Consider the following 19,788-nt stretch of genomic DNA (forward strand, 5'->3'; position numbering starts at 1 on the left):
CCCATCTCTTCTTCCCCCAACTCCTAACTCTCAACTCCCAGTTCCCCTTCTTTCCCCCCATCTCCCCACCTCCCCATCCTCTTCTTCCCCAACCCTAACTCCCAACTCCCAATTCCCTTTGAGATGCGAGACAATGGAAAACTTGGAAAATACATTGTCTTAGCTTGCTCATGCACGATTCATTGATGCTGCCAGAAATGACTGATCAGTGGCAGAATACCCTAGGATGGGAACCTTCAGCGGCGCAGCAACAGCAGTTTCAACAGCTTTATGCGTTGATTTTGGAGGGGAATACGCGGCTGAATTTGACCCGCATTACTCAGCCGGAGGAGTTTTGGGAAAAGCATTTATGGGATTCGTTGCGGGGAATTAAGGGATGGTTGCAAGCTGATACTTTGGCGAAAGCGATTGATATTGGGACGGGGGCGGGATTTCCGGGTATTCCGATGGCTTTGGTTTTACCCCAAACTCAGGTAACGCTTCTGGATTCTATTCGCAAGCGCATGGCTTTTTTAACTTCTCTGTTGCGGGAAATGGGGGTGAAGAATGCGACGGCGGTTGTCGGTCGGGCGGAAGCGGTGGGACAATTACCTCAGTATCGCGAAAAGTATGATGTAGCGATGATTCGGGCGGTGGCGGCTGCGCCTGTTTGTGCAGAGTATGCTTTACCGTTGCTGAAGGTGGGGGGGAAGGCGGTTTTGTATCGCGGACATTGGACGGCTGAGGAGGCGGAGGGGTTGGAATTGGCGCTTCAGCAGTTGGGAGGCGCAATAGAGTCTGTGGATGCTTTTACAACGCCTTTAACCCAAGGGGTGCGTCATTGCGTTTATTTGTCTAAAGATAAGCCGACTCCGGCGGAGTTTCCCCGCGCGGTTGGGGTTCCGGCTTCTCAACCTTTAGGTTAGCGGGTAGACCAGCGTTTTTTCCAGTGGGTGGTAGGTTCTAAGCTAGAGGCTTGCTGTTCTTGGCGGCGACGTTGCAAAATGAGTTCTGGCGGATCGTTAAGCTGCGGATCTCGATAGGGGATGGCGGCGGTGGTTTGCAGGTGTTCTTGTTCTTGTGGGGATAGGGGGGGTAAGTCTAGTTCAGTGTAACTGGCGATGGTTCCTGGCGATCGCCTTCCGAAGGGTTCGGTTGAACCAATCTTTAATCCGGCTTGCATTAAGGCAATTCTCACTGACGCCGCACAAGAATAGGTCGCCAGCCGTCCATCAGGTTTGAGACATTGACTCGCAAGACTTAAGAATTCTACAGTCCACAATTGCGGACAATGGGGCGGCGAAAAGGGGTCTAAAAAGATGGCATCGGCGAGAAAACCTTGCTGATGAACGTGTTTGAGGGTTTCTCTAGCATCGCCAATCAGCAATTGGGCTTGCAATTGGGGCGTTTGGCAAGTTTGGGTAGAACTTAACTGCTGGAGGATATCGCGAACTGGGGTAGACCAATGCTCTAGAAAGTGATGGTTAATGGCGCTTTGGGGAACGATGATATCTCGTTCTAAACCTAGCCATTCTATCTGACAATGGGGATTAGCTTGCCAAAGGGTTTCGAGGGCGACGGCGGTATTGTACCCTAATCCGTAGCAGATATCGAGGATGTGAATTTTGGCTGGCGCGAATCGCAATGCCTTCTGAGCCAGTTGAGTCGGTACAATAAATTTGAGTTCGGCTTCTAATCTCGCGCCGTGACTGCTATGAAAGGCTTCGCCAAACTCATCGGAAAAAAAGGTGAATGAACCATCTGCTGTGGTTTGAGGCTGGTAGGACACCGATGGGTTATCTTCCATGTTTCTAAGCATTGCTTTTGTCCCTCAAACCGGGTTGACTGACAATCAAGATAGTAGGTTGGGTTGAGGTACGAAACCCAACACAACCAGCGGCTGTTGGGTTACGAATGGCGCTAACCCAACCTACGACGACAACATAGGACTTTCAGCAGTGAGTGTCAGTCAATTGGTCCTCAAACTCTGACCGGGTTCGGTTCTGTTGGAACTTTGCACTTTAAACTTAATATGAATACTCCTCTAATTGTTGCACCGCAATGGGTGGCTGACCGTCTCGAAGATCCTGAAATCATTATTATTGATTGTCGCTTTGCGTTGAACGATCCGCAGTTGGGACGACAGCAATATCTCGCCAGTCATCTACCGGGGGCGTATTATCTCGATTTAAATCGAGATTTATCGAGTCCGGTACAGCAACATGGGGGACGCCACCCGCTACCGGATAGGGGAGAATTAGCCCGCAAGCTAGAAGGGCTAGGCATCAAGTTTAATCAGACTCAAGTCGTGGTTTACGATGACTCTAGAATGGCGTTTGCTGCGCGGTTGTGGTGGTTATTGCGCCATTTGGGTCACGATCGCGTTTCGCTGTTAGATGGGGGCTTCAGCGCTTGGCAAACGGCCGGATATCCGGTGAGTGAGGAGGTGCCGGAACCGCGTCTGGGCGGAAGTTTTACGCCCCAAGTGCAGGCTGATGCTGTGGTGGATATTGAGGCGGTTAAGGCGCGAAAAGATTTACCGGGTGTTGTCTTGATTGACTCGCGAGAACGCGATCGCTATTTGGGAGAACGCGAACCGATCGATCCGGTTGCCGGCCATATTCCAGGGGCGATCAATTATCCTTGGCAAGAGGTGACAGACGATCGCGGTTTTGTGAAATCCCAGGAAGCGCAACGCCAACGCTGGCAAGACATTGAAGCCGATCGAGAACTGATTGTTTATTGCGGTTCGGGGGTGACGGCGTGCGTTAATTTGCTATCGCTAGAACTTGCTGGAATTCAGGGTAGCAAGCTCTATGCTGGAAGTTGGAGCGATTGGTGTTCTTATGCATAAAACCTTCTACACTTCCCCCATAATTTGGAGATTTCGCCCCTAAAAAGTGATAGAGACCGCGATTTTTACTACGAGTCTACAACCATGCTTCGCAAATTCGCTCTTCTCTTCTGCTTGGTCTTGTTTGCAGTTGTGCTAGCGCCTCCTGCGACTGCCCAAACACCGCTGACGCGGGCAGTGATTCAAACGGTTCGCAACCAAGTTCAATTGATTCCCCGGCAGCAAACCCCGCGCCCTGCCCGAATTGCTGAGGAAATGCGATCGGAAGATGCCATCTCCACAGGACTTGCTTCTCTGGCGGAGTTACGGTTTAATGATGGTTCCCTGGCGCGGGTGGGAGAAAGTGCGGTGTTTCGGTTTGTGCCGAATACGCGCAATTTTCGGTTATCGAATGGCAATCTGTTGTTATTAGTCCCCCCAGGGCGGGGAACGACGCAAATTAATACGCCCAATGCGGCGGCGGGAATTCGCGGTTCGGCGTTGTTTGTCCGTTATCTTCCCAATAACGATACTACTATTGTTGCGGCGCTAACCAATAGCGGGATTGAGGTAGCTAACCGGACGCGATCGCAAAGACAAGGTATCCAAGCCGGACAATTGGCGCTACTGGTGCGCGATCGCCTGGAGGCGGTTTATAATTTTGACCTCAATCAGTTCTATGAAACTAATGAGTTAGCCCAAGACTTAAGTTTAAATAGTCGCGATCCACAAATAACGGACGATCGCGCGATTCGCGAAGCGTTCGCGCAGCGTCTCCACCGGAGAATCCCTGCGGGAATCGCAGCAGTTAGAGCCGAAATCCAAGAAGCCCTAGCCCAACCCCAACCCCCCCAAACGCCTTGGATACAACTGGCCGATCTCGAACAGTTCAGCGGGGTTCGTTCCCCATCCTCTTAACAAACTCAGAGATTTAACCAGCCTTCAATTCCCTTGCGAGTGGGAACGCCTGTTTGAGTAAACGTCCAAATGTCGCGTTTATGCTGGGGGCCATAGCTGATATGGATGGGGCGATCGCTTCCGTAAAAATAAAGCGAGTCGAAGGGTAATTTTTGTTGCAAAATCCACTCCACCACTTGACAGCTAGGCGTATTCAGGATTCTAAAATCGCAAGCAGCCCCCAGGCGATCGCAATAATACTGAGTAGTCTTCTTCACCTCATGGGCCATGTGCTGGTCTAAATGAGGCGCAACCCTGCCATTTTTTAAGCCAGTTATCGGATCTTTACGTTCCAAGAACTTTCTTAAATCAGGGGAACAAAACCCATAGGTGAGTTGAAATTGCGATTCGCGAAGCGTTCGCGCAGCGTCTCCACCGGAGAATCCCTGCGGGAATCGCCCAAAATGCTCAATAATCGGATCGAGAATCTGCTGGTTTAAGGCTTGGAGTGCGGGAATCGTTTCCTGGGGATTTTCAGGAAACGGATGAATCAACTCCGCATACTGGCGATAGGTTTGGGTACAAGTACAAAACTCAGTCAAACTCAAATATCGACCTAGCAGCACCTCATCCATCGCCTAACCTCTGGGTTGTTGAGGCTTGCGAAGGCGTTGGGGTGGGGGAGATGTCGGACGATTAGAATTGCGCGTTTTGCGGCGATGATGTTCTAAAGAAACCACATCCGCCTCATGATTCTCCCGCGCCACGCGAATCAGCAAACCCGCCGCCAGCAAACTGGCAATCATGGAGTTCCCCCCATAACTAAATAAGGGTAAAGGCAATCCCGTGGTCGGTAAAACCCCCGTCGTTACCCCAATATTAATTAACGCTTGTCCCACCATTAAAGTCGTTGCGCCAATAGCCACCAATTGATAAATCAGTCGCCGCGCCTTCAAAGCCACCAATAACCCCAACGTGGCATAAGCGCCAAGCAACAGCATAAACAGCCAACTCCCAACTAAGCCAAACTCTTCGGCATAGACCGCAAAAATAAAGTCAGTATATTGAATCGGTAAATAAAATAACTTTTGTTGAGACATCCCCAAACCCACCCCCCAAAAACCACCGGAACCAATCGCCAGTAGGCTTTGAATCAACTGATAGCCATCTTGTCCCGGATCGGCCCACGGGTTCAGAAACGAGAGAATCCGCCGCCGTTGGTACTCGTTAATGGTCACGCTGAGGCTAGCTAACAGAAAACCCGCGATCGCAGTTCCTCCCAAATAAAGATAGGGCAAACCCGCCGCCAACGCCACCAAAAATAGCGTCATCCCGCAAAAAGCAGCCGTACTTAAGTTGGGTTGTAGCAGAATTCCCACCAAAACAGCCGCAAAAATCAATAGCCACTTCACCCGATGTTTCACCGTCAGGCGTTCCCACTGACTAAACAAACGAGCGCTTTGTAAAACCAAAAACGGCTTAATCAGTTCCGAGGGTTGTAGCGGGAAAGATCCTAAAAATAGCCAGCGCGTCGCACCATTAATCGTCGTTCCTACCCCAGGAATCAGCGTTGCAACAATTAAGCCTAACAGAAATAAAACCGCCCAATTGGCAATACTCAAGGCATAGCGTAAGGGGAAGCGGATTAAAATCGTAAATCCCACCGAGCCAAATAGCACAGAAAGCAATTGGCGCTTCACATAATACAAACCGTCCCCCGACTCAGCTTCCGCAATAGGATAAGAAGCGGAAAACAAAGCCACGAGTCCAATAAATAACCAAAGAAAGGTTAACCACCGCAAAAGGCGAGCTTCAATCGCCCATTGTTGGGACGGACTATCAAACCAGGGAGAAAGGGAACGAATATCCAAAATCGCACGGCTAGCATGAGGAACGCTAAAATTTTAGCCTACATGGGGAAAAGAGTGCTGAGTGCTGAGTGCTGAGTGCTGAGTGGGGAAGTCAAACAAAAAGGAGGTTATGAAAACCTCCCGAACCACATCACTGAACTGAAAAGCCTAAAAATTAGCGTTTAGAGCAAACCTGTATTGGTGCCAACTTTACCTGTAGCGAGTTCTACTTTGAGGATTTTGCCACCCATCTTCATGATGCGTTGCTGCTCGCGGAACCAGTTTTCGTAGGGAACGAGCTTGGTGAAGTAGGTGTTTTGGAGTTCGCGCTGAGTCCGAATACGAGTTTGGCTAGGAACGCAAGCCGTAACTTTAAACATCCGCATGAGTCGATTAGCTCCTGAAAGGGTGAGGAAAACTTTGAATTCTTATGGATCGATTAAATTTGACAATTTTAAAGTCTGAGTGTCAAGAGTCAATTTTAGACTGTTCAAACCCATCGATGTTTCACCAAAGGCTTTTCACAGGCTAAGACTCACTCTAGACTACCCAGACTCTATAAGTTGTAGGGCTGAAGACTTTAGCCTTAAGCGCTACAGCGGGTGCCTAGCTCAAGCCAGAGCAGATGTAGTCGAAGTAAACGCCCATTTCTTTGCCAGCGTCAGCGCCAACTAAGCTAGCGGTGACTTCTTTCATGGCTTGGATTGCTTGAACGGTAGCAGAAACGGGAACGCCCAAGGAGTTGTAGGTTTCTTTCAAACCGTTGAGAACGCGCTCGTCGAGGATGGAAGGATCGCCAGCGAGCATTGCGTAGGTGGAATAACGCAGGTAGTAGTCGAGGTCGCGGATGCAAGCAGCATAACGACGAGTGGTGTACATGTTACCACCGGGACGGGTGATATCAGAGTACAGCAAGGACTTAGCAACTGCTTCTTTCACGATCGCAGCAGCGTTAGCGCTGATGGTGGTTGCTGCACGAACGCGCAGTTCGCCAGTCTTGAAGTAGCCTTTGAGTTTTTCTAAGGAGGAGGTATCCAGGTACTTACCTTGGACGTCGGAAGCGTTGATTACAGAGGTAATTGCGTCTTGCATTGTCGTTTTCGTTTGAACTTACGATTACTGGGATTGTTTTTCGGTTGATTCGGTAAGCGGTTGAGGCAACCCTTACTGCATTGCACCGATCACGTAGTCGAAGTAAGAGCCAGCTTCTGCTGCGTCTTCACCAGACATCATGGAAGCAGCAACGTTCTTCATTGCGCGAACGCCTTCAGCAACGCCGTCAATGGGGGTTCCCAAAGACTTGTACATTTCACGAACGCCAACGATACCGATTTCTTCGATCGGGGTGACATCGCCTGCAACGATTCCGTAGGTGATCAGGCGCAGGTAGTAGTCGAGGTCGCGCAAGCAGGTGGCGGTCATTTCTTCGCCGTAAGCGTTTCCACCAGGAGAAACAACGTCAGGGCGTTTTTGGAAGAGTTGGTCGCCCGCTTGCTTAACGATGCGCTCGCGAGAGTCGGTTAAGGTTTGAGCAATACGCAGACGGCGTTCGCCAGAGGTGACAAAGGTTTTGATCCGATCCAGTTCGCCAGGGCTGAGATAGCGAGCCTCAGCATCAGCGTTCACGATTGACTTCGTGACGATACTCATTCGTGGATTCCTCCAAAAAGATATGTAACCAAGTGGGTCTGATAATAGCTGGCTTACGCCAATGCCGTTCTGAGTTGAGTCCTGCTTGAGTGAGTGAAGTTGAGAGTCGCTTGGTTATGCCTGAGCTTTTCTCGCCGTCATTGGTTTTTCTTGAGCAGGTAACTCAGTGACTATCCGCAATTATTTTGCGGCATTGCGTTCGCATCCTAAATCAGTTCTTAACATTTTTTAATGTTATTCCTCATTTTTTCAGCCGCTTTGAGCGCCGCAATCTCAGACGGTGCCTGCCATTGGGAGTAGGATGATGAGAGAGTATCGGGATAATCTTAATGAGCGCTGCCAACCTCGACGATCGCCAGCCTGCTTCCAAGATTGTTGCGATCGCAGCATCGGCTGGGGGCATCAAAGCTATTGCGACTATCATTGGGGAGTTACCGAGCGATTTCCCGGCGGCGATCGCGATCGTTCAGCATCTCTCTCGCCAAATTCCCTCCCTGCTACCAGAAATTTTTGCTCGCCAAACCGCCCTGAAGGTCAAACCAGCAGAAATGGGCGACTTGTTGATGGGCGGACAGATTTACGTTGCCCCTCCGAATTACCACCTGATTATTAATGCAGATCGCACCTTATCGCTGACTCAAACCGAACTCGTTCATCACGTCCGCCCTTCAGCCGAGTTACTGTTTGAATCGGCGGCTTACAGTTATCGCGAAAATGCGATCGCGGTTGTCCTAACGGGTACCGATCGAGATGGTTCCCTCAGCGTTCAAACCATTAAGCGGATGGGCGGTATTGTCATTGCTCAATGCCCAGCCACAGCAGAATATCAGGGAATGCCCCAATCGACCCTCGATACTGGCGCTGTTGATTTACTTTTGCCGATTGATGAAATATCCTCTAACCTAATCAGGCTCATTGGCTCAACGCCTAAAATCCCAATGGCTATTAATGAAGAAGATCGTTTATTTGAAGCCCTTTTAGAATATTTAAGACAGGTACGCGGCTTTGATTTTACAGGCTATAAACCCTCTTCTCTGAAGCGACGCATCCGCAAACAAATGCAGGTTCGCGGTCTAGAAACTTTTGGCGATTATCTAGACTATCTCGAAGTTCATCCAGAAGAGTTTTCAGCTTTATTCAATACGGTTTTAATTAACGTTACGGGTTTTTTTCGAGATCCAGAAGCTTGGAAATATCTCGATACTCAGATTTTGTCAGCGATTCTGGCGCAAAAAACTCCAGATCTGCCTATTCGCGTCTGGAGTGCTGGATGCGCTTCTGGAGAAGAAGCCTATACCCTAGCGATGTTGCTCGCAGAGCATTTAGATATCGAGCAGTTTCGCCAACGGGTCAAAATTTATGCCACCGATGTTGATGAAGAAGCCCTAGCGCAAGCTCGTCAAGCCAGCTATGAAGCAAAAGCCGTTGAAGCAATTCCAACGGCTTTATTAGAGCGATATTTCGATGTGGTGACAGGGCGCTATGTCTTTCGGGCAGACTTGCGACGGGCTGTGATTTTTGGTCGCCACGACTTGGTTCAAGATGCTCCTATTTCTCGTTTAGATTTGTTAGTTTGCCGCAATACGTTGATGTATTTTAATGCGGAAACGCAAAGACGGATTTTGTCGCGGTTCCATTTTGCTTTAAACGATTCAGGTGCATTGTTTCTGGGCAAGGCTGAGATGTTGTTAACCCATAGCAGCTTATTTACCCCCCTGAGTTTGCAGCATCGAATTTTCTCACGGGTATCGCGGATTAATCCGCGCGATCGCTTGTTGGTTTTGGCCCAAACTGGAGATGAAGAAGCAGAGAATCGATTAGCCATCAATATGCAATTGCGAGAAGCGGCTTTTAATAGCGTGCCGGTTGCTCAAATTGTCGTTGATTTCAATGGCACTTTGGTCATGGCAAACAGTTTAGCAAGGTCTTTATTTAGAATTAACCTACAAGATGTGGGCAAACCCTTACAGGATTTGGAGATCTCTTACCGTCCTGTGGAATTGCGATCGCACATCGAAAAAGTTTACAGCGATCGCAATTCAATCTTAATCTCAAGCGTCCACTACACGCAGCCAGACAAACTCCCCCAGTTTCTGGATGTACAGATTACCCCGCTTCAGACCAACACTAATGGGTATATCGGCGTTAGCATCAGCTTTATTGATGTCACGGGCTATCATGAGTTACAAGCGGAGTTGCATCGCTACAACCAGGAACTCGAAACGGCAAATGAAGAATTGCAATCGAGTAATGAGGAACTCGAAACCACCAATGAAGAACTGCAATCCACCAATGAAGAGTTAGAAACCACCAACGAGGAATTGCAATCCACCAATGAAGAATTGGAAACAATGAATGAGGAATTGCAATCCACCAACGAGGAACTCCAAACCATTAATGACGAACTGCGAATTCGGACTGTTGAGTTAAATCAAAGCAATGCGTTTTTAAATTCAATTCTTGGCAGCTTGCGGGGAGGAGTGGTGGTTATCGATCGTCAATACAATGTTTTGACGTGGAATGGAGAAGCCGAGAACCTTTGGGGACTCCGCGCTGAGGAAGTTCAGGGTCATTCGCTGTTTAGTCTAGATATTGGCTTACCTGTAGAACATTTAGGAGAGCCGATTCGTAATTGTTTAGTTGGAAGCGAAAAATATCAAGAAGCAATTTTACAAGCCACTAACCGCCGGGGACGCGCGATTCAATGTCGAGTCAGTATTACTCCGTTAAATGGTCATGAGGAAAATCAACGACGAGGGGTCATTTTATTAATGGAAGAAATAGAAAGTTGAACTAAAAAGTCAAGATTTGCTCATCTCAGGATAACTTCAGCCTAGCGATAGGCGATTTCATGGGGATAAAGCTGCTACTTATGGAACGATTGCAGGCTATTGACAAGGATTATGGAGGAAAATTCGATGCCGCACGAAGTTGCCAAAGAGCGCACTCAATTAGCAATGGAACATGCTCGTTTAGCCGAACGCCACGGAATGCAGCTTGTAGAGAGAGGAAAAACTTTGCAGCAATCTGCCAGTTCCCAAGCAGCGGGTCAGTTTATTGAACGCCAAGGGGAGCTGGTTCAACAGCACGCCAAAAATGCTTTTGAGCTGGCGAAAACAGCCTTTGAATCGAGCGGTGAGGCGGCAAATCAAGCCTATGAAGCGTCTGTTGAAGAACACAGCAAGGCTACGGAAGAGTATACTAAAGCGATTCGAGAATTTGCCGAGTTAGCCCAAGACCACATTGAGCAATCTCAAGCTCGGATTAAGGAGGTGAAATAAAAATCTCTGGATCGGGGCTTGATGAGACAAAAACTAAATTAATACATTCAATAATAACCCCAGACCAATAGTTTTATTGGTTAACGCTTATAAAATAGCAAACAGGGTGCTTTTACTTTATAACAATCAGCTTTAAGCGTTATGTACACCGAGCAATTTTCAAATCAGCTTAGAAAAGCCCAAAATCGCTTACAAAAAATGCAAAAAGAAGCTGAGAATTCTTCTCAGTTGAACGAACAGTTAGTTCAAGAAGCTTTTGGTGAATTACCAAATGTGATTGAAGAATTGCATGTTGCCATTGAAGAGTTGCATCAACAAAATGAAGAATTAGTAGAAGCTAGAATCGCAATTGAAAGGGAAAGACAGCGCTATCAAGAGCTTTTTGATTTTGCGCCCGATCCGTACTTGGTGACAACTATTCAAGGGAGAATTGTAGAGGCGAATTATAGTGCAGAAAAGCTATTTAATGTTAGACGAAAAAACTTGTGCGGCAAGCCTTTGAGTATATTTATTGATCGGGAAGGTCATCATGATTTTTACCTGAAGCTGGTTAAATTGAAAAGCTCGCCTTCAGAGGCTGATGCAGGGAATCGCCAAGTGGTTTTACAAGATTGGGAAACGATAATTAAGCCTCGAAATCAATCGTCATTTCCTGCAACAATTTCTGTATCTAGTATTTATGATAGTCAAAAGCAATTATTAGGTTGGCGTTGGTTGATTCGGGATATTACCCAACGCAAGCAGGCTGAAGCAACCAACAGAATGTTACAAGAAGCCCGTGAAGTGAATAGTTTAAAATCGCGCATTCTCCGAACGGTGTCTCATGAATTTCGCACGCCGATGAATGTGATTTATATTTCCATTCAGCTATTGGAACGCTACAGCAATATCCAAAATGAGTCCACGAATAAGTTATTCTTGAAAATGCGAAAAGCCATCGATCATATGGTGAATTTGCTAGAAGATATTATGACTTTTAGTCAAGCAGAAGCGGGTAAGTTGGAATGCAACCCTTCGATGATTGAAGTTGTCCCGTTCTGTCAAAATTTGATTGATGAAATGAGCCTGGATAATAGTACCAAGAAGATTGTCCTGGTCGAGAAAAATCAACTAGCAACTGGCTACTGGGATGCCAAGCTTTTAAGACAAATTCTCGGTAATTTACTTTCAAATGCTCTGAAGTATTCGCCGCTGCATAGCGAAATTATTTTAGAGCTAGAGAGACAGGGCGATCGCGCGCTGTTCCATATTCAAGATTGCGGGATCGGCATTCCCCCAGAAGATGGCGATCGCCTTTTTGAGGTCTTCTACCGGGCGGGTAACGTCGGCACCATTCCCGGTACAGGTTTAGGACTCTCCATCGTCCAAAAAGCGATCGAGTTACAAGGAGGCGCGATCGCCTTTAGCAGCGAAGTGGGAGTAGGAACCACCTTCAGCGTCAGTTTACCGTTAAGAAGCCGCTAAAAAAACCCCCAATCCGCTCAGGATCGGGGGGGGTTCAAGGCTTTCTAATCGCCAATCAACCGCTTAACGGCTGAATCGTCCGCCCATCGTAGAAGGCGACAGATCCGACCAAGATTGTTTGACCAGATCCGTATCGGCGATCGCGCTTCCGAGGTAATTTCCGGCGGGTAGCGCCGGGAAGCGCTTGTAAGGCACCACATCTTCGCCAAAGAAGCGAGCATACTCAGCACTTTCCACCATTGCCACCACAGCCGCCTTCAGACCGCCATCTGCCAATAGCTTGTTGTACTGACGAATTTCCGCTTGCGTCGCCGGAGCGCGGCCTAACAGGTGTCTAAACAAGAATTCAATCACCTTGGTGTTGGGATACGGCGTGTAGAAACGCTTGCGGTAGATTTCGCTGCTCGCCAACTCGCGAACGAACTCCCGAACCGAGATTTCGCCATTGCGGAGCTTACTTTCCAAATCAGAACGACGGAATTCTCCCGGCACTTGACCGCTAAAGACATCCATCACCTGACAGTAAATGGCATTGATGGTTTGAGCCGTTTCCGCTTGGTTCGCCCCATTGGTCATCCGGTGAATGCGGGCGGGTTTGCGGCGGGTTGTACCCACACCCACCTCGACAGACTGGCCGCGACCATCATTAAACGAACGACCGAGTTCGATAAACTTCGGTTGGCTCATATCCATTTGACGGCTTTGAGCTGCCAAATCTGCGATCGCCTTGCCCGTCATCGGCAGCTTCGAGCTATCCATCCGAGACTTCACAGGCTCAAAACTCGGCACCACCAACTCGCGATTTTGCTTCGTCAAGCGGTTATAGAGTTTTTCACTATTCGGGAAGTTCGCCGCCGGGAAAGTATTGTAGCGGTAGTACGGTACCGTATCCTCGCCAAACGCTTGAGCATACTCCGCACTATTGACCATTGCGCCGACAAAAGCCCGAATTCCGCTCGCGGCCAGAATTTGGTTGTACTTTTGAATTTCCTTCTGATCCAAAGGCGCGCGACCGAGGAAATGCTTCGTCCCCAGCTCAATCACCTTCGTATTCGGATACGGCGTATAGAACTCGCGGATATAAAGCTCAGAACCGCCTAAGCCTTCAATAAACTCCTTGAGGTTAATTTCCCCATTGCGGAGCTTACTTTCTAGCACCGTGAACTCATTCTTGACTACGTAGGGTTCAACATCGCGCTCAAACACCTGACGGTAAGCCGCCCGAATCAGGGTTTCTACTTCTGTCTTGTTATTCAAGTCGCGCAGTTTGAACACCTTACGCTGATCGCGTTTAGCGCTCACCCCTTGACTGATGCGGAATTCAATATCCGGCTCAGTCCGGATCTCGGTAACTTGGCCCAACTCCACAAAGCGCGGCGTTTCTTCTTTCTGCGGCGGTACCCCAGCATCCGGGCGCAGGCTGCCCACGCGCGTGCGTAACGAAACACCCGCCGGAGTCAAATAGCGCTCGTAAGGAACGGTATCTTCGCCAAAGGCTTCGTTATACTCAGGGCTATCAATAATCGCATCCACGAGGGCGTAGAAGCCCTTCTTGGCGCAAGTATCGAAGTATTTGTTAATTTCTCCCCGACCGTAGGTTGGACGACCCAACAAGCGGCGATGAATATATTCAACCGCCTTGGTAATGTACAGCGAAGACCAGTACATCTTGCGGAACAGGTCAGACTTCGCCAACATCCGGATAAACTCGCGAATGGTGATTTCGCCGTTTTCCAGCTTAATTTCGGCTACCTTAATCCGCTGACCTTCGTAAACATCGCGACCAAATACTTGCAAGTAGCAAGCCCGAATCACCGCTTGGGTAGAGCTTTCGCTGAACTTGACGCTGGCACCCTTGTTTTTACCAACGGTACTCGGAATTTGGTCGAGCTTAAACACTTTGGGGCCTAAGCTACCGGGCGCAACCGGACGAGCCGCCGGGTTGCTGAGTTGGTTGTCAATACCAGGGCCGCGACGGATCAGAATCCGGCGGGTATCTTTACCAAACGGCGCAGGGCTGGCGCTGGGGTTGCGGGTTTCTTTGGGGAAGATTGCCCCAAATTGAATTTCCAGCGGGTCGTTGCCAGAACCGTAGGGGTGTTGATCCGGTAAAGGACGGTTATAACGCGCAAAGGTTGTAATAAACTGCGGAATCTTCCGGAAAGGAGCGCTGTAGTTAAACAGGTCTTGTTGGGGTCCCCAGTTGCGGCATTCTTGCGCTTCTTGACCCAATCCCCGCAGGTAGGGAACGGTTTCTTCGCCGAAGTAATCGCTGTATTCTGGAGAATCGATCAGGGCATCGATCAGGGCAGATAGACCGCCTTTGGAGATGATGCTGAAGTATTGTTGAACTTCTTCTCGCGAAGAGGGGCCGCGTCCGAGGATGTGACGGAAGGCGAGTTCTAAGGCCCGGCTGTTGATGAAGGGTTCGTAGAATTGTTTGCGATATAAGGGCGATTTCCCTAAGCGGCGAATAAACTCTTTCATGGAGATATCGCCGTTTTTCACCTGAGATTCTAGGTAAGAAATCGATTGGGAATAGGCGCGGGTAATGTCGCGTTCAAAAACTTGGCGATAAGCCGCTTTGACAACTTCTTGTTTTTCAAAAGCAGACAAACCGGGCTTCATCGCATATTTGGGGCGACGTTCTGCGGCGTTGAAGTAGCTTTGGGGCAACTGCAAGCCTTGCTGATCCCCAGACGGGCGCTGCCGTAATTTGTCCGAGGGACCCGGAGCTTTAAATTCGGTGATTAAAATGTCGAAGTATTGATTGACGATGGTGCTAGCCTCGTCATCTTGTCTGAAGTAACCCGCCGCTGCCACTTTCATTTCTTGAAGGGCAACGATGGTGGCTTGCGAGGAACAAGCATTTTCAATGATTTCTCTAAGACCGCGCGTGTTAACGACGATGATATTAGGGTCGCCAGCAACGATCGCGTAGGTGACATAGCGTAAAAACCAGCTCATGTCCCGCAGCGATTTTTGCATGTTGGATGGGCCATAGCGAGACACGTTGATCGGACGGAACCCAGTGGGAATGGGGCCTCCGCTGCCTGCGCTAAAGAGATTCCGCAGTCCTTCGAGAAATCCGCCGCTACTTTCAACGTAGGTGGCGGTTCCCAAGGAAACGGCTTTTCTCATGTCGTCGCCACCTGCTCCGGCGGCGGCTGTCACCATCACCTGTTCTCTGGGCTTTTCCAGATACGACATGGGAGAACCCCCCGTGAAGATCCGGTTGGCCGCACGCGAGACGATCAGTTCTGAGTTTTTGGTGATAATTTCAGCGATTTCTAAGCGCTTTAACCCGGAACTGAAGTAGTTAGACAGTTCGTTTAACTCTCCGCGCCCTGGAAAGCGGTCTTGTTGCTCGGCTTGAACAATGGTTGAGACTGGTAAGGTTTGATAGAGTTGCGGGCGTGCAACTGAGCTTCCACCACTTGCCTTGATACTCATGCGCTAATTCTTGGCTCCCTTCAGAATGCTTTACTTGCTTTAAACCTGAGTTCTCAGATTTGGGATGAAAGGATTTGGGATGAAAGGATGGTTGGCTTGCTGGTTGCTATTCAGGGCTTTTGGGCCTCCGATCCAGTAACCCCAATCCCAAATTTCCAATCGGCAATCTTTCAATCGATTGACTTATTATGACCACTTGGCAGCCATTGGCTTTTGGACTTTTGTTGAACTCCCAGTGGGTGAAAAAAAGTCGCGCAATGCTTGCCTAGGGCTAACCAGCTCAGTATTTAGATTAGTCTGGGTTGAGTCCCTTTGTTTATTAAAAAGCGTAACGAAGTCAATCATAGGCGATCGCAGCCCCTTCTCTGAGAAAAAAGATAAGTTTTGTTACCTTCTCAACAGTTGCTGACGCGAGCGATCCCGGTTCGGCATGGCGATCGCGATCGGTGTAGAGTAGAAAATCGCTAAACTACCCAAAGTTACTTTAATTTAAGTTTTATTGTTTCCCATGTCAGATTCTCAAGCGATTAGCCAAGCAGTTGCCAAGCTCTACGATACCTATCCCTTCCCGCCGGAACCGTTACTTGATGAACCGCCTCCGGGTTATAACTGGCGCTGGAATTGGCTAGCCGCCTATAATTTCTGCACGGGACAAAAGCCGCAACGCCAAAACGTTCGCATTCTAGACGCCGGATGCGGTACGGGCGTTGGGACGGAGTATTTGGTACACCTCAACCCCCAAGCGTCAGTGGTGGGAATTGACTTGAGTGCGGGGGCGCTGGAGGTGGCAAAGGAGCGCTGTCAGCGTTCGGGCGCAAACCGGGTAGAATTTCATCACCTCAGCTTGTACGATGTGGGACAAGTTCCGGGGGAATTTGATTTAATTAATTGCGTGGGCGTGCTGCATCACTTGCCTGACCCCATTCGCGGGATTCAATCCCTAGCCCCAAAGTTGGCTCCAGGTGGGTTAATGCATATCTTTGTGTATGCGGAGTTGGGACGCTGGGAAATTCAACTGATGCAGAAGGCGATCGCGCTTTTGCAGCAACCGGGCGACTATCGCGATGGCGTTCGGGTAGGACGGGAAATCTTCTCCTCTCTACCAGAAAATAACCGTCTTGTCAAGCGAGAACAAGATCGCTGGTCAATGGAAAATCAGCGGGATGCTTGTTTTGCGGATATGTACGTGCATCCCCAGGAAATTGACTACAACATTGACACCCTATTTGAGTTAATTGATGCTTCTGGCTTAGAATTCGTGGGCTTTTCCAACCCCCGTAACTGGCAAATTGAGCGACTTTTGGGCAAAAATCCCGATTTGGTAGAACGGGCGAAATATTTAAGCGATCGCCAATTGTACCGCCTCATCGAACTCCTAGACCCGGAAAACGTCACCCACTACGAATTCTTCCTCACCCGTCCCCCCCTCCCCAAAGCGGACTGGTGTTCCGAGGAAGCTTTACTCAGCGCCATCCCAGAAATCAATCCCTGTATCGACGGTTGGCCAAGTCGCTGCTTATTCAACTACGACTACCAACTGATTAACCTCTCAGAGTCCGAGTTTAACTTCCTCCAAGCCTGCGACGGTCAAAAAAATATCCAAGAGATTCTGGCGATCGCTCCTTTAGAGTTTAGCGATATCCGCAAGCTAATTGAACAACAACTCATCCTACTGAGTTCCGAGTTCCGAGTTCCGAGTTCCGAGTGAAGAAGAGGGTGGGGGGAAGTGAGTGCTGAGTGCTGAGTGCTGAGTGCTGAGTGTAAAGTGCTGTGCTTGCTTCCGCGTAGCGGTGTGCTGAGTGAGAAGTAGTTGCGCGGTTCTTGGTGTGTAGCCCTTTTCCTGTGTCTTCTTCCCTAACCCCCAACTCTTAATTCCCAACTCCCTTCTTCCCTCTAACTCCTAATTCCCAACTCTTTTCTTCCCCCCCATCTCCCCATCCCCATCCTCTTCCAAACCAGGGAGTAACGCAAAGAAAAGACCCCTATTGCTCTAGAAAATGGGAGAAATTGGGTAATTTCCAGATTTCTTCCAAGTTGCTTAATAATTCTTTAGAGCGATCCCTAGACGTGATATGATTCCTCATGGTCTGTCTTTCACAAGTCAAGCACCAGGACTGATTTAACGCAAGGTCGTTGTGAACACTTCCGACGAATCTCACGAAACCACCCCCAACGGGAATCCGAATCCGCCAGATTCCCTCAACGAAGAGCCAAACGCCTCAATGGAGGAATATTACCGACTGCAACAGGAGTTGTTTATCGGTACGTTGGCGATCGCAGGCGTTATTTTTATTTTCGTCTGGATTTTCTACTCCCTGAACATCGCTCTGAATTATGTCATCGGGGCGTGCACAGGTGTGGTTTACTTGAGAATGTTGGCGAAAAACGTAGAGCAGCTCGGACGGCAAAAAGAACGTCTAAGCAATACGCGGTTAGCGCTTTTTATTGGGTTGATTATAGTCGCAACTCAATGGAAACAGCTACAAATCGTCCCAATTTTTTTTGGGATTTCTGACCTATAAGGCCGCAGTTATCGTTTACGTACTTCGGACAACATTTCTGCCCAATCCGCGTTAGATTAGTTCGCCTTAAGTCTCCTTGCTGGCTTTGAGTCCTTGGGAATCTGAATGGAAACGCTAAATCTTCTAGAAGCCTACAACTGCTTACCCCTTGCTGAACTAGAAGTGGGTCAGCACTTTTATTGGCAAATTGGGAACCTCAAAGTTCACGGACAGATTTTCCTTACCTCTTGGTTTGTGATTGGCCTATTGGTCATCGCCTCCCTAGCCGCGACTCGGAACTTGCAGCGTATTCCCACCGGAATGCAAAACTTCATGGAGTATGCGCTGGAATTCATCCGAGATTTAGCGAAAAACCAGATTGGGGAAAAAGACTATCGTCCTTGGGTACCGTTTGTTGGTACCTTATTTCTGTTTATCTTTGTGTCGAACTGGTCAGGGGCCCTAGTTCCTTGGAAACTCGTCCATTTGCCTTCGGGCGAACTGGGCGCACCCACGGCTGACATCAACACAACGGTCGCTCTAGCGCTGTTAACCTCGCTAGCTTACTTCTATGCAGGTTTCAGCAAGCTTGGCTTAGGCTACTTTGCTCACTACGTTGAGCCAGTACCTTTCATGTTACCGTTCAAAATCATTGAAGACTTCACCAAGCCCCTTTCATTGAGCTTCCGTTTATTTGGCAACATCCTCGCTGACGAACTGGTTGTCGGAGTGCTAGTGCTGCTAGTGCCTTTATTTGTTCCCCTACCAGTTATGGCATTAGGTTTATTTACCAGTGCTATCCAAGCCTTAATCTTTGCGACGTTGGCGGCTGCCTATATTGGGGAAGCTCTAGAAGATCATCACCATGAAGAAGAGGCTCATTAAACTCTTCAGGGGTTGATGTGCTTGGGAAGAAATCTGGCACGGTAAGAGCGACCCGCTCTGTTAGATAACTTGTTTTGTTCAATTTTACGCTCATTCAAGGAGAATCGTTATGGACCCGTTAATTTCTGCTGCTTCCGTTCTTGCTGCTGCTCTCGCGGTTGGTTTGGCTGCAATCGGCCCTGGTATCGGACAAGGTAACGCCGCAGGTCAAGCGGTAGAAGGGATTGCTCGTCAACCTGAAGCTGAAGGCAAAATTCGCGGGACCTTGCTGTTGAGCTTGGCGTTCATGGAAGCACTCACCATTTACGGTCTAGTGGTTGCGCTCGTACTGCTGTTTGCTAACCCCTTCGCGTAAGTCTTAGCCTCCCTGTGTAGAGGTGCGAAAACTCGCATCTCTGCACCTTATAAAAACACTGCACTTTGGGTTGCCTAACCCCTCTATTGACGATGGGGAATTATAAACATGACAGAATGGACGATCTTACTAGCCGTTGAGGAGACTGCAAAATCTGGAGGGCTGTTTGACATTGATGCCACCTTGCCGTTGATGGCGGTGCAGTTTTTAATTTTAACTGCGGTACTCAATGCTATTTTTTACAAGCCCCTCGGTCAAGCCATAGACGGACGTAATGACTATGTGCGGAAAAATTTGACTGAGGCGCGCGAACGGTTAGCCAAAGCCGAACGGTTAGCCCAACAGTACGAAGAAGAACTCGCACAAGCCCGCAAACAAGCTCAAAGTGCGATCGCGTCGGCCCAAGAGGATGCGCGAAAAATTGCCCAAGACAAACTAGCACAAGCTCAAGGCGAAGCCGGGGCGAAGCGAGAACAAGCGGCTAAAGAAATTGAGCAACAAAAACAAGAAACCCTCAGCTCGTTAGAGCAACAGGTGGATGACCTCAGTCGCCAAATTTTAGACAAACTCCTTCAAGTCTAGGTGGCGCGTCTAGAAACACCACCAGGATTTGAATTAACTTGCACTGTTATGGGTTGAG

The 19,788-nt window shown here is 48.8% G+C and carries 17 protein-coding genes and 2 pseudogenes; 12 read left to right on the forward strand and 7 right to left on the reverse strand.

Annotated elements, in window-relative coordinates; genetic code table 11:
• Window positions 1-170 precede the first annotated feature (170 nt).
• Window positions 171-905 carry a 16S rRNA (guanine(527)-N(7))-methyltransferase RsmG gene (gene rsmG, locus QQ055_RS08975; protein ID WP_349775337.1) on the forward strand — a complete coding sequence of 245 codons (735 nt, stop codon included), beginning with the start codon at window positions 171-173 and terminating at the stop codon, window positions 903-905.
• Here the strand turns inward: rsmG and QQ055_RS08980 are convergent.
• Window positions 902-1,798: a tRNA (5-methylaminomethyl-2-thiouridine)(34)-methyltransferase MnmD gene (locus tag QQ055_RS08980; RefSeq protein WP_284477136.1), complete on the reverse strand. Its 897-nt coding sequence runs from the start codon at window positions 1,796-1,798 to the stop codon at window positions 902-904. The two genes, rsmG and QQ055_RS08980, sit on opposite strands and share 4 nt — an antisense overlap.
• A gap of 213 nt (window positions 1,799-2,011) precedes the next feature.
• Here QQ055_RS08980 and QQ055_RS08985 point away from each other — a divergent pair, with 213 nt between their 5' ends.
• Window positions 2,012-2,833, forward strand: coding sequence for a sulfurtransferase (locus tag QQ055_RS08985; RefSeq protein WP_284477135.1), 822 nt, complete (start codon window positions 2,012-2,014; stop codon window positions 2,831-2,833).
• 84 nt (window positions 2,834-2,917) lie between these two features.
• Window positions 2,918-3,730 (forward strand): FecR domain-containing protein, encoded by an 813-nt coding sequence (locus tag QQ055_RS08990; RefSeq protein ID WP_284477134.1) that lies wholly within the window; start codon window positions 2,918-2,920, stop codon window positions 3,728-3,730.
• A gap of 5 nt (window positions 3,731-3,735) precedes the next feature.
• Here the strand turns inward: QQ055_RS08990 and QQ055_RS08995 are convergent, their stop codons facing one another.
• The 5 genes from QQ055_RS08995 to apcA form a co-directional block, all read right to left on the reverse strand.
• On the reverse strand, window positions 3,736-4,344 hold the full coding sequence (locus tag QQ055_RS08995; RefSeq protein ID WP_284477133.1) for a hypothetical protein: 609 nt from the start codon (window positions 4,342-4,344) through the stop codon (window positions 3,736-3,738).
• Between the two features lie 3 nt (window positions 4,345-4,347).
• Entirely contained in the window at window positions 4,348-5,580 is a 1,233-nt protein-coding gene (locus QQ055_RS09000) for an FtsW/RodA/SpoVE family cell cycle protein (RefSeq protein WP_284477132.1), read from the reverse strand.
• 161 nt (window positions 5,581-5,741) lie between these two features.
• On the reverse strand, window positions 5,742-5,945 hold the full coding sequence (locus tag QQ055_RS09005) for a phycobilisome linker polypeptide (protein ID WP_069966578.1): 204 nt from the start codon (window positions 5,943-5,945) through the stop codon (window positions 5,742-5,744).
• A 220-nt stretch (window positions 5,946-6,165) separates the two neighbouring features.
• Complete coding sequence (apcB, locus tag QQ055_RS09010; protein WP_069966579.1) at window positions 6,166-6,651, reverse strand: allophycocyanin subunit beta; 486 nt, start codon at window positions 6,649-6,651, stop codon at window positions 6,166-6,168.
• Window positions 6,652-6,723: 72 nt separating this feature from the next.
• A complete protein-coding gene (gene apcA, locus QQ055_RS09015; RefSeq protein WP_069966580.1) occupies window positions 6,724-7,209 on the reverse strand; it encodes an allophycocyanin subunit alpha in 486 nt (161 codons plus the stop codon).
• Between the two features lie 329 nt (window positions 7,210-7,538).
• Between apcA and QQ055_RS09020 the strand changes: the two are divergent.
• The 4 genes and pseudogenes from QQ055_RS09020 to QQ055_RS09035 form a co-directional block, all read left to right on the forward strand.
• Window positions 7,539-8,099, forward strand: a pseudogene (locus QQ055_RS09020) (chemotaxis protein CheB); the annotation flags it as partial.
• A gap of 48 nt (window positions 8,100-8,147) precedes the next feature.
• Window positions 8,148-10,001, forward strand: a complete 1,854-nt coding sequence (locus tag QQ055_RS09025; protein WP_284477168.1) for a CheR family methyltransferase — start codon at window positions 8,148-8,150, stop codon at window positions 9,999-10,001.
• 126 nt (window positions 10,002-10,127) lie between these two features.
• On the forward strand, window positions 10,128-10,490 hold the full coding sequence (locus tag QQ055_RS09030; protein ID WP_141724320.1) for a hypothetical protein: 363 nt from the start codon (window positions 10,128-10,130) through the stop codon (window positions 10,488-10,490).
• A 198-nt stretch (window positions 10,491-10,688) separates the two neighbouring features.
• Window positions 10,689-11,954: a PAS domain-containing sensor histidine kinase gene (locus tag QQ055_RS09035; RefSeq protein ID WP_286004594.1), complete on the forward strand. Its 1,266-nt coding sequence runs from the start codon at window positions 10,689-10,691 to the stop codon at window positions 11,952-11,954.
• A gap of 63 nt (window positions 11,955-12,017) precedes the next feature.
• On the opposite strand, the gene QQ055_RS09040 is transcribed toward QQ055_RS09035, so the two are convergent.
• Window positions 12,018-15,407, reverse strand: a complete 3,390-nt coding sequence (locus QQ055_RS09040) for a phycobilisome rod-core linker polypeptide (protein WP_284477131.1) — start codon at window positions 15,405-15,407, stop codon at window positions 12,018-12,020.
• 508 nt (window positions 15,408-15,915) lie between these two features.
• On the opposite strand from QQ055_RS09040, the gene QQ055_RS09045 reads away from it, so the two are divergent.
• The 5 genes and pseudogenes from QQ055_RS09045 to QQ055_RS09065 all read left to right on the forward strand — a co-directional run bounded on the left by QQ055_RS09045 (window position 15,916) and on the right by QQ055_RS09065 (window position 19,730).
• Window positions 15,916-17,115: a class I SAM-dependent methyltransferase gene (locus tag QQ055_RS09045; protein ID WP_284477130.1), complete on the forward strand. Its 1,200-nt coding sequence runs from the start codon at window positions 15,916-15,918 to the stop codon at window positions 17,113-17,115.
• A gap of 514 nt (window positions 17,116-17,629) precedes the next feature.
• Window positions 17,630-17,984, forward strand: a pseudogene (locus QQ055_RS09050) (ATP synthase subunit I).
• A 50-nt stretch (window positions 17,985-18,034) separates the two neighbouring features.
• Window positions 18,035-18,793 (forward strand): F0F1 ATP synthase subunit A, encoded by a 759-nt coding sequence (atpB, locus tag QQ055_RS09055; protein WP_069967800.1) that lies wholly within the window; start codon window positions 18,035-18,037, stop codon window positions 18,791-18,793.
• Between the two features lie 109 nt (window positions 18,794-18,902).
• A complete protein-coding gene (atpE, locus tag QQ055_RS09060) occupies window positions 18,903-19,148 on the forward strand; it encodes an ATP synthase F0 subunit C (RefSeq protein ID WP_006278178.1) in 246 nt (81 codons plus the stop codon).
• 108 nt (window positions 19,149-19,256) lie between these two features.
• Window positions 19,257-19,730 carry a F0F1 ATP synthase subunit B' gene (locus QQ055_RS09065; protein WP_283358133.1) on the forward strand — a complete coding sequence of 158 codons (474 nt, stop codon included), beginning with the start codon at window positions 19,257-19,259 and terminating at the stop codon, window positions 19,728-19,730.
• Window positions 19,731-19,788 lie beyond the last annotated feature (58 nt).

Source organism: Geitlerinema calcuttense NRMC-F 0142, assembly GCF_030285425.1.

Bases quoted from the DNA above. Each gene is read 5' to 3' on its own strand.
- QQ055_RS08990 (WP_284477134.1), top strand. From the start codon at position 2,918: ATGCTTCGCAAATTCGCTCTTCTCTTCTGCTTGGTCTTGTTTGCAGTT.
- QQ055_RS09025 (WP_284477168.1), top strand. From the start codon at position 8,148: ATGGCTATTAATGAAGAAGATCGTTTATTTGAAGCCCTTTTAGAATAT.
- rsmG (WP_349775337.1), top strand. From the start codon at position 171: ATGCACGATTCATTGATGCTGCCAGAAATGACTGATCAGTGGCAGAAT.
- QQ055_RS08995 (WP_284477133.1), bottom strand. From the start codon at position 4,344: ATGGATGAGGTGCTGCTAGGTCGATATTTGAGTTTGACTGAGTTTTGT.
- QQ055_RS09005 (WP_069966578.1), bottom strand. From the start codon at position 5,945: ATGCGGATGTTTAAAGTTACGGCTTGCGTTCCTAGCCAAACTCGTATT.
- atpE (WP_006278178.1), top strand. From the start codon at position 18,903: ATGGACCCGTTAATTTCTGCTGCTTCCGTTCTTGCTGCTGCTCTCGCG.
- QQ055_RS08980 (WP_284477136.1), bottom strand. From the start codon at position 1,798: ATGCTTAGAAACATGGAAGATAACCCATCGGTGTCCTACCAGCCTCAA.
- QQ055_RS09040 (WP_284477131.1), bottom strand. From the start codon at position 15,407: ATGAGTATCAAGGCAAGTGGTGGAAGCTCAGTTGCACGCCCGCAACTC.
- apcA (WP_069966580.1), bottom strand. From the start codon at position 7,209: ATGAGTATCGTCACGAAGTCAATCGTGAACGCTGATGCTGAGGCTCGC.
- QQ055_RS09045 (WP_284477130.1), top strand. From the start codon at position 15,916: ATGTCAGATTCTCAAGCGATTAGCCAAGCAGTTGCCAAGCTCTACGAT.
- QQ055_RS09030 (WP_141724320.1), top strand. From the start codon at position 10,128: ATGCCGCACGAAGTTGCCAAAGAGCGCACTCAATTAGCAATGGAACAT.
- QQ055_RS08985 (WP_284477135.1), top strand. From the start codon at position 2,012: ATGAATACTCCTCTAATTGTTGCACCGCAATGGGTGGCTGACCGTCTC.
- atpB (WP_069967800.1), top strand. From the start codon at position 18,035: ATGGAAACGCTAAATCTTCTAGAAGCCTACAACTGCTTACCCCTTGCT.
- apcB (WP_069966579.1), bottom strand. From the start codon at position 6,651: ATGCAAGACGCAATTACCTCTGTAATCAACGCTTCCGACGTCCAAGGT.
- QQ055_RS09035 (WP_286004594.1), top strand. From the start codon at position 10,689: ATGCAAAAAGAAGCTGAGAATTCTTCTCAGTTGAACGAACAGTTAGTT.
- QQ055_RS09065 (WP_283358133.1), top strand. From the start codon at position 19,257: ATGACAGAATGGACGATCTTACTAGCCGTTGAGGAGACTGCAAAATCT.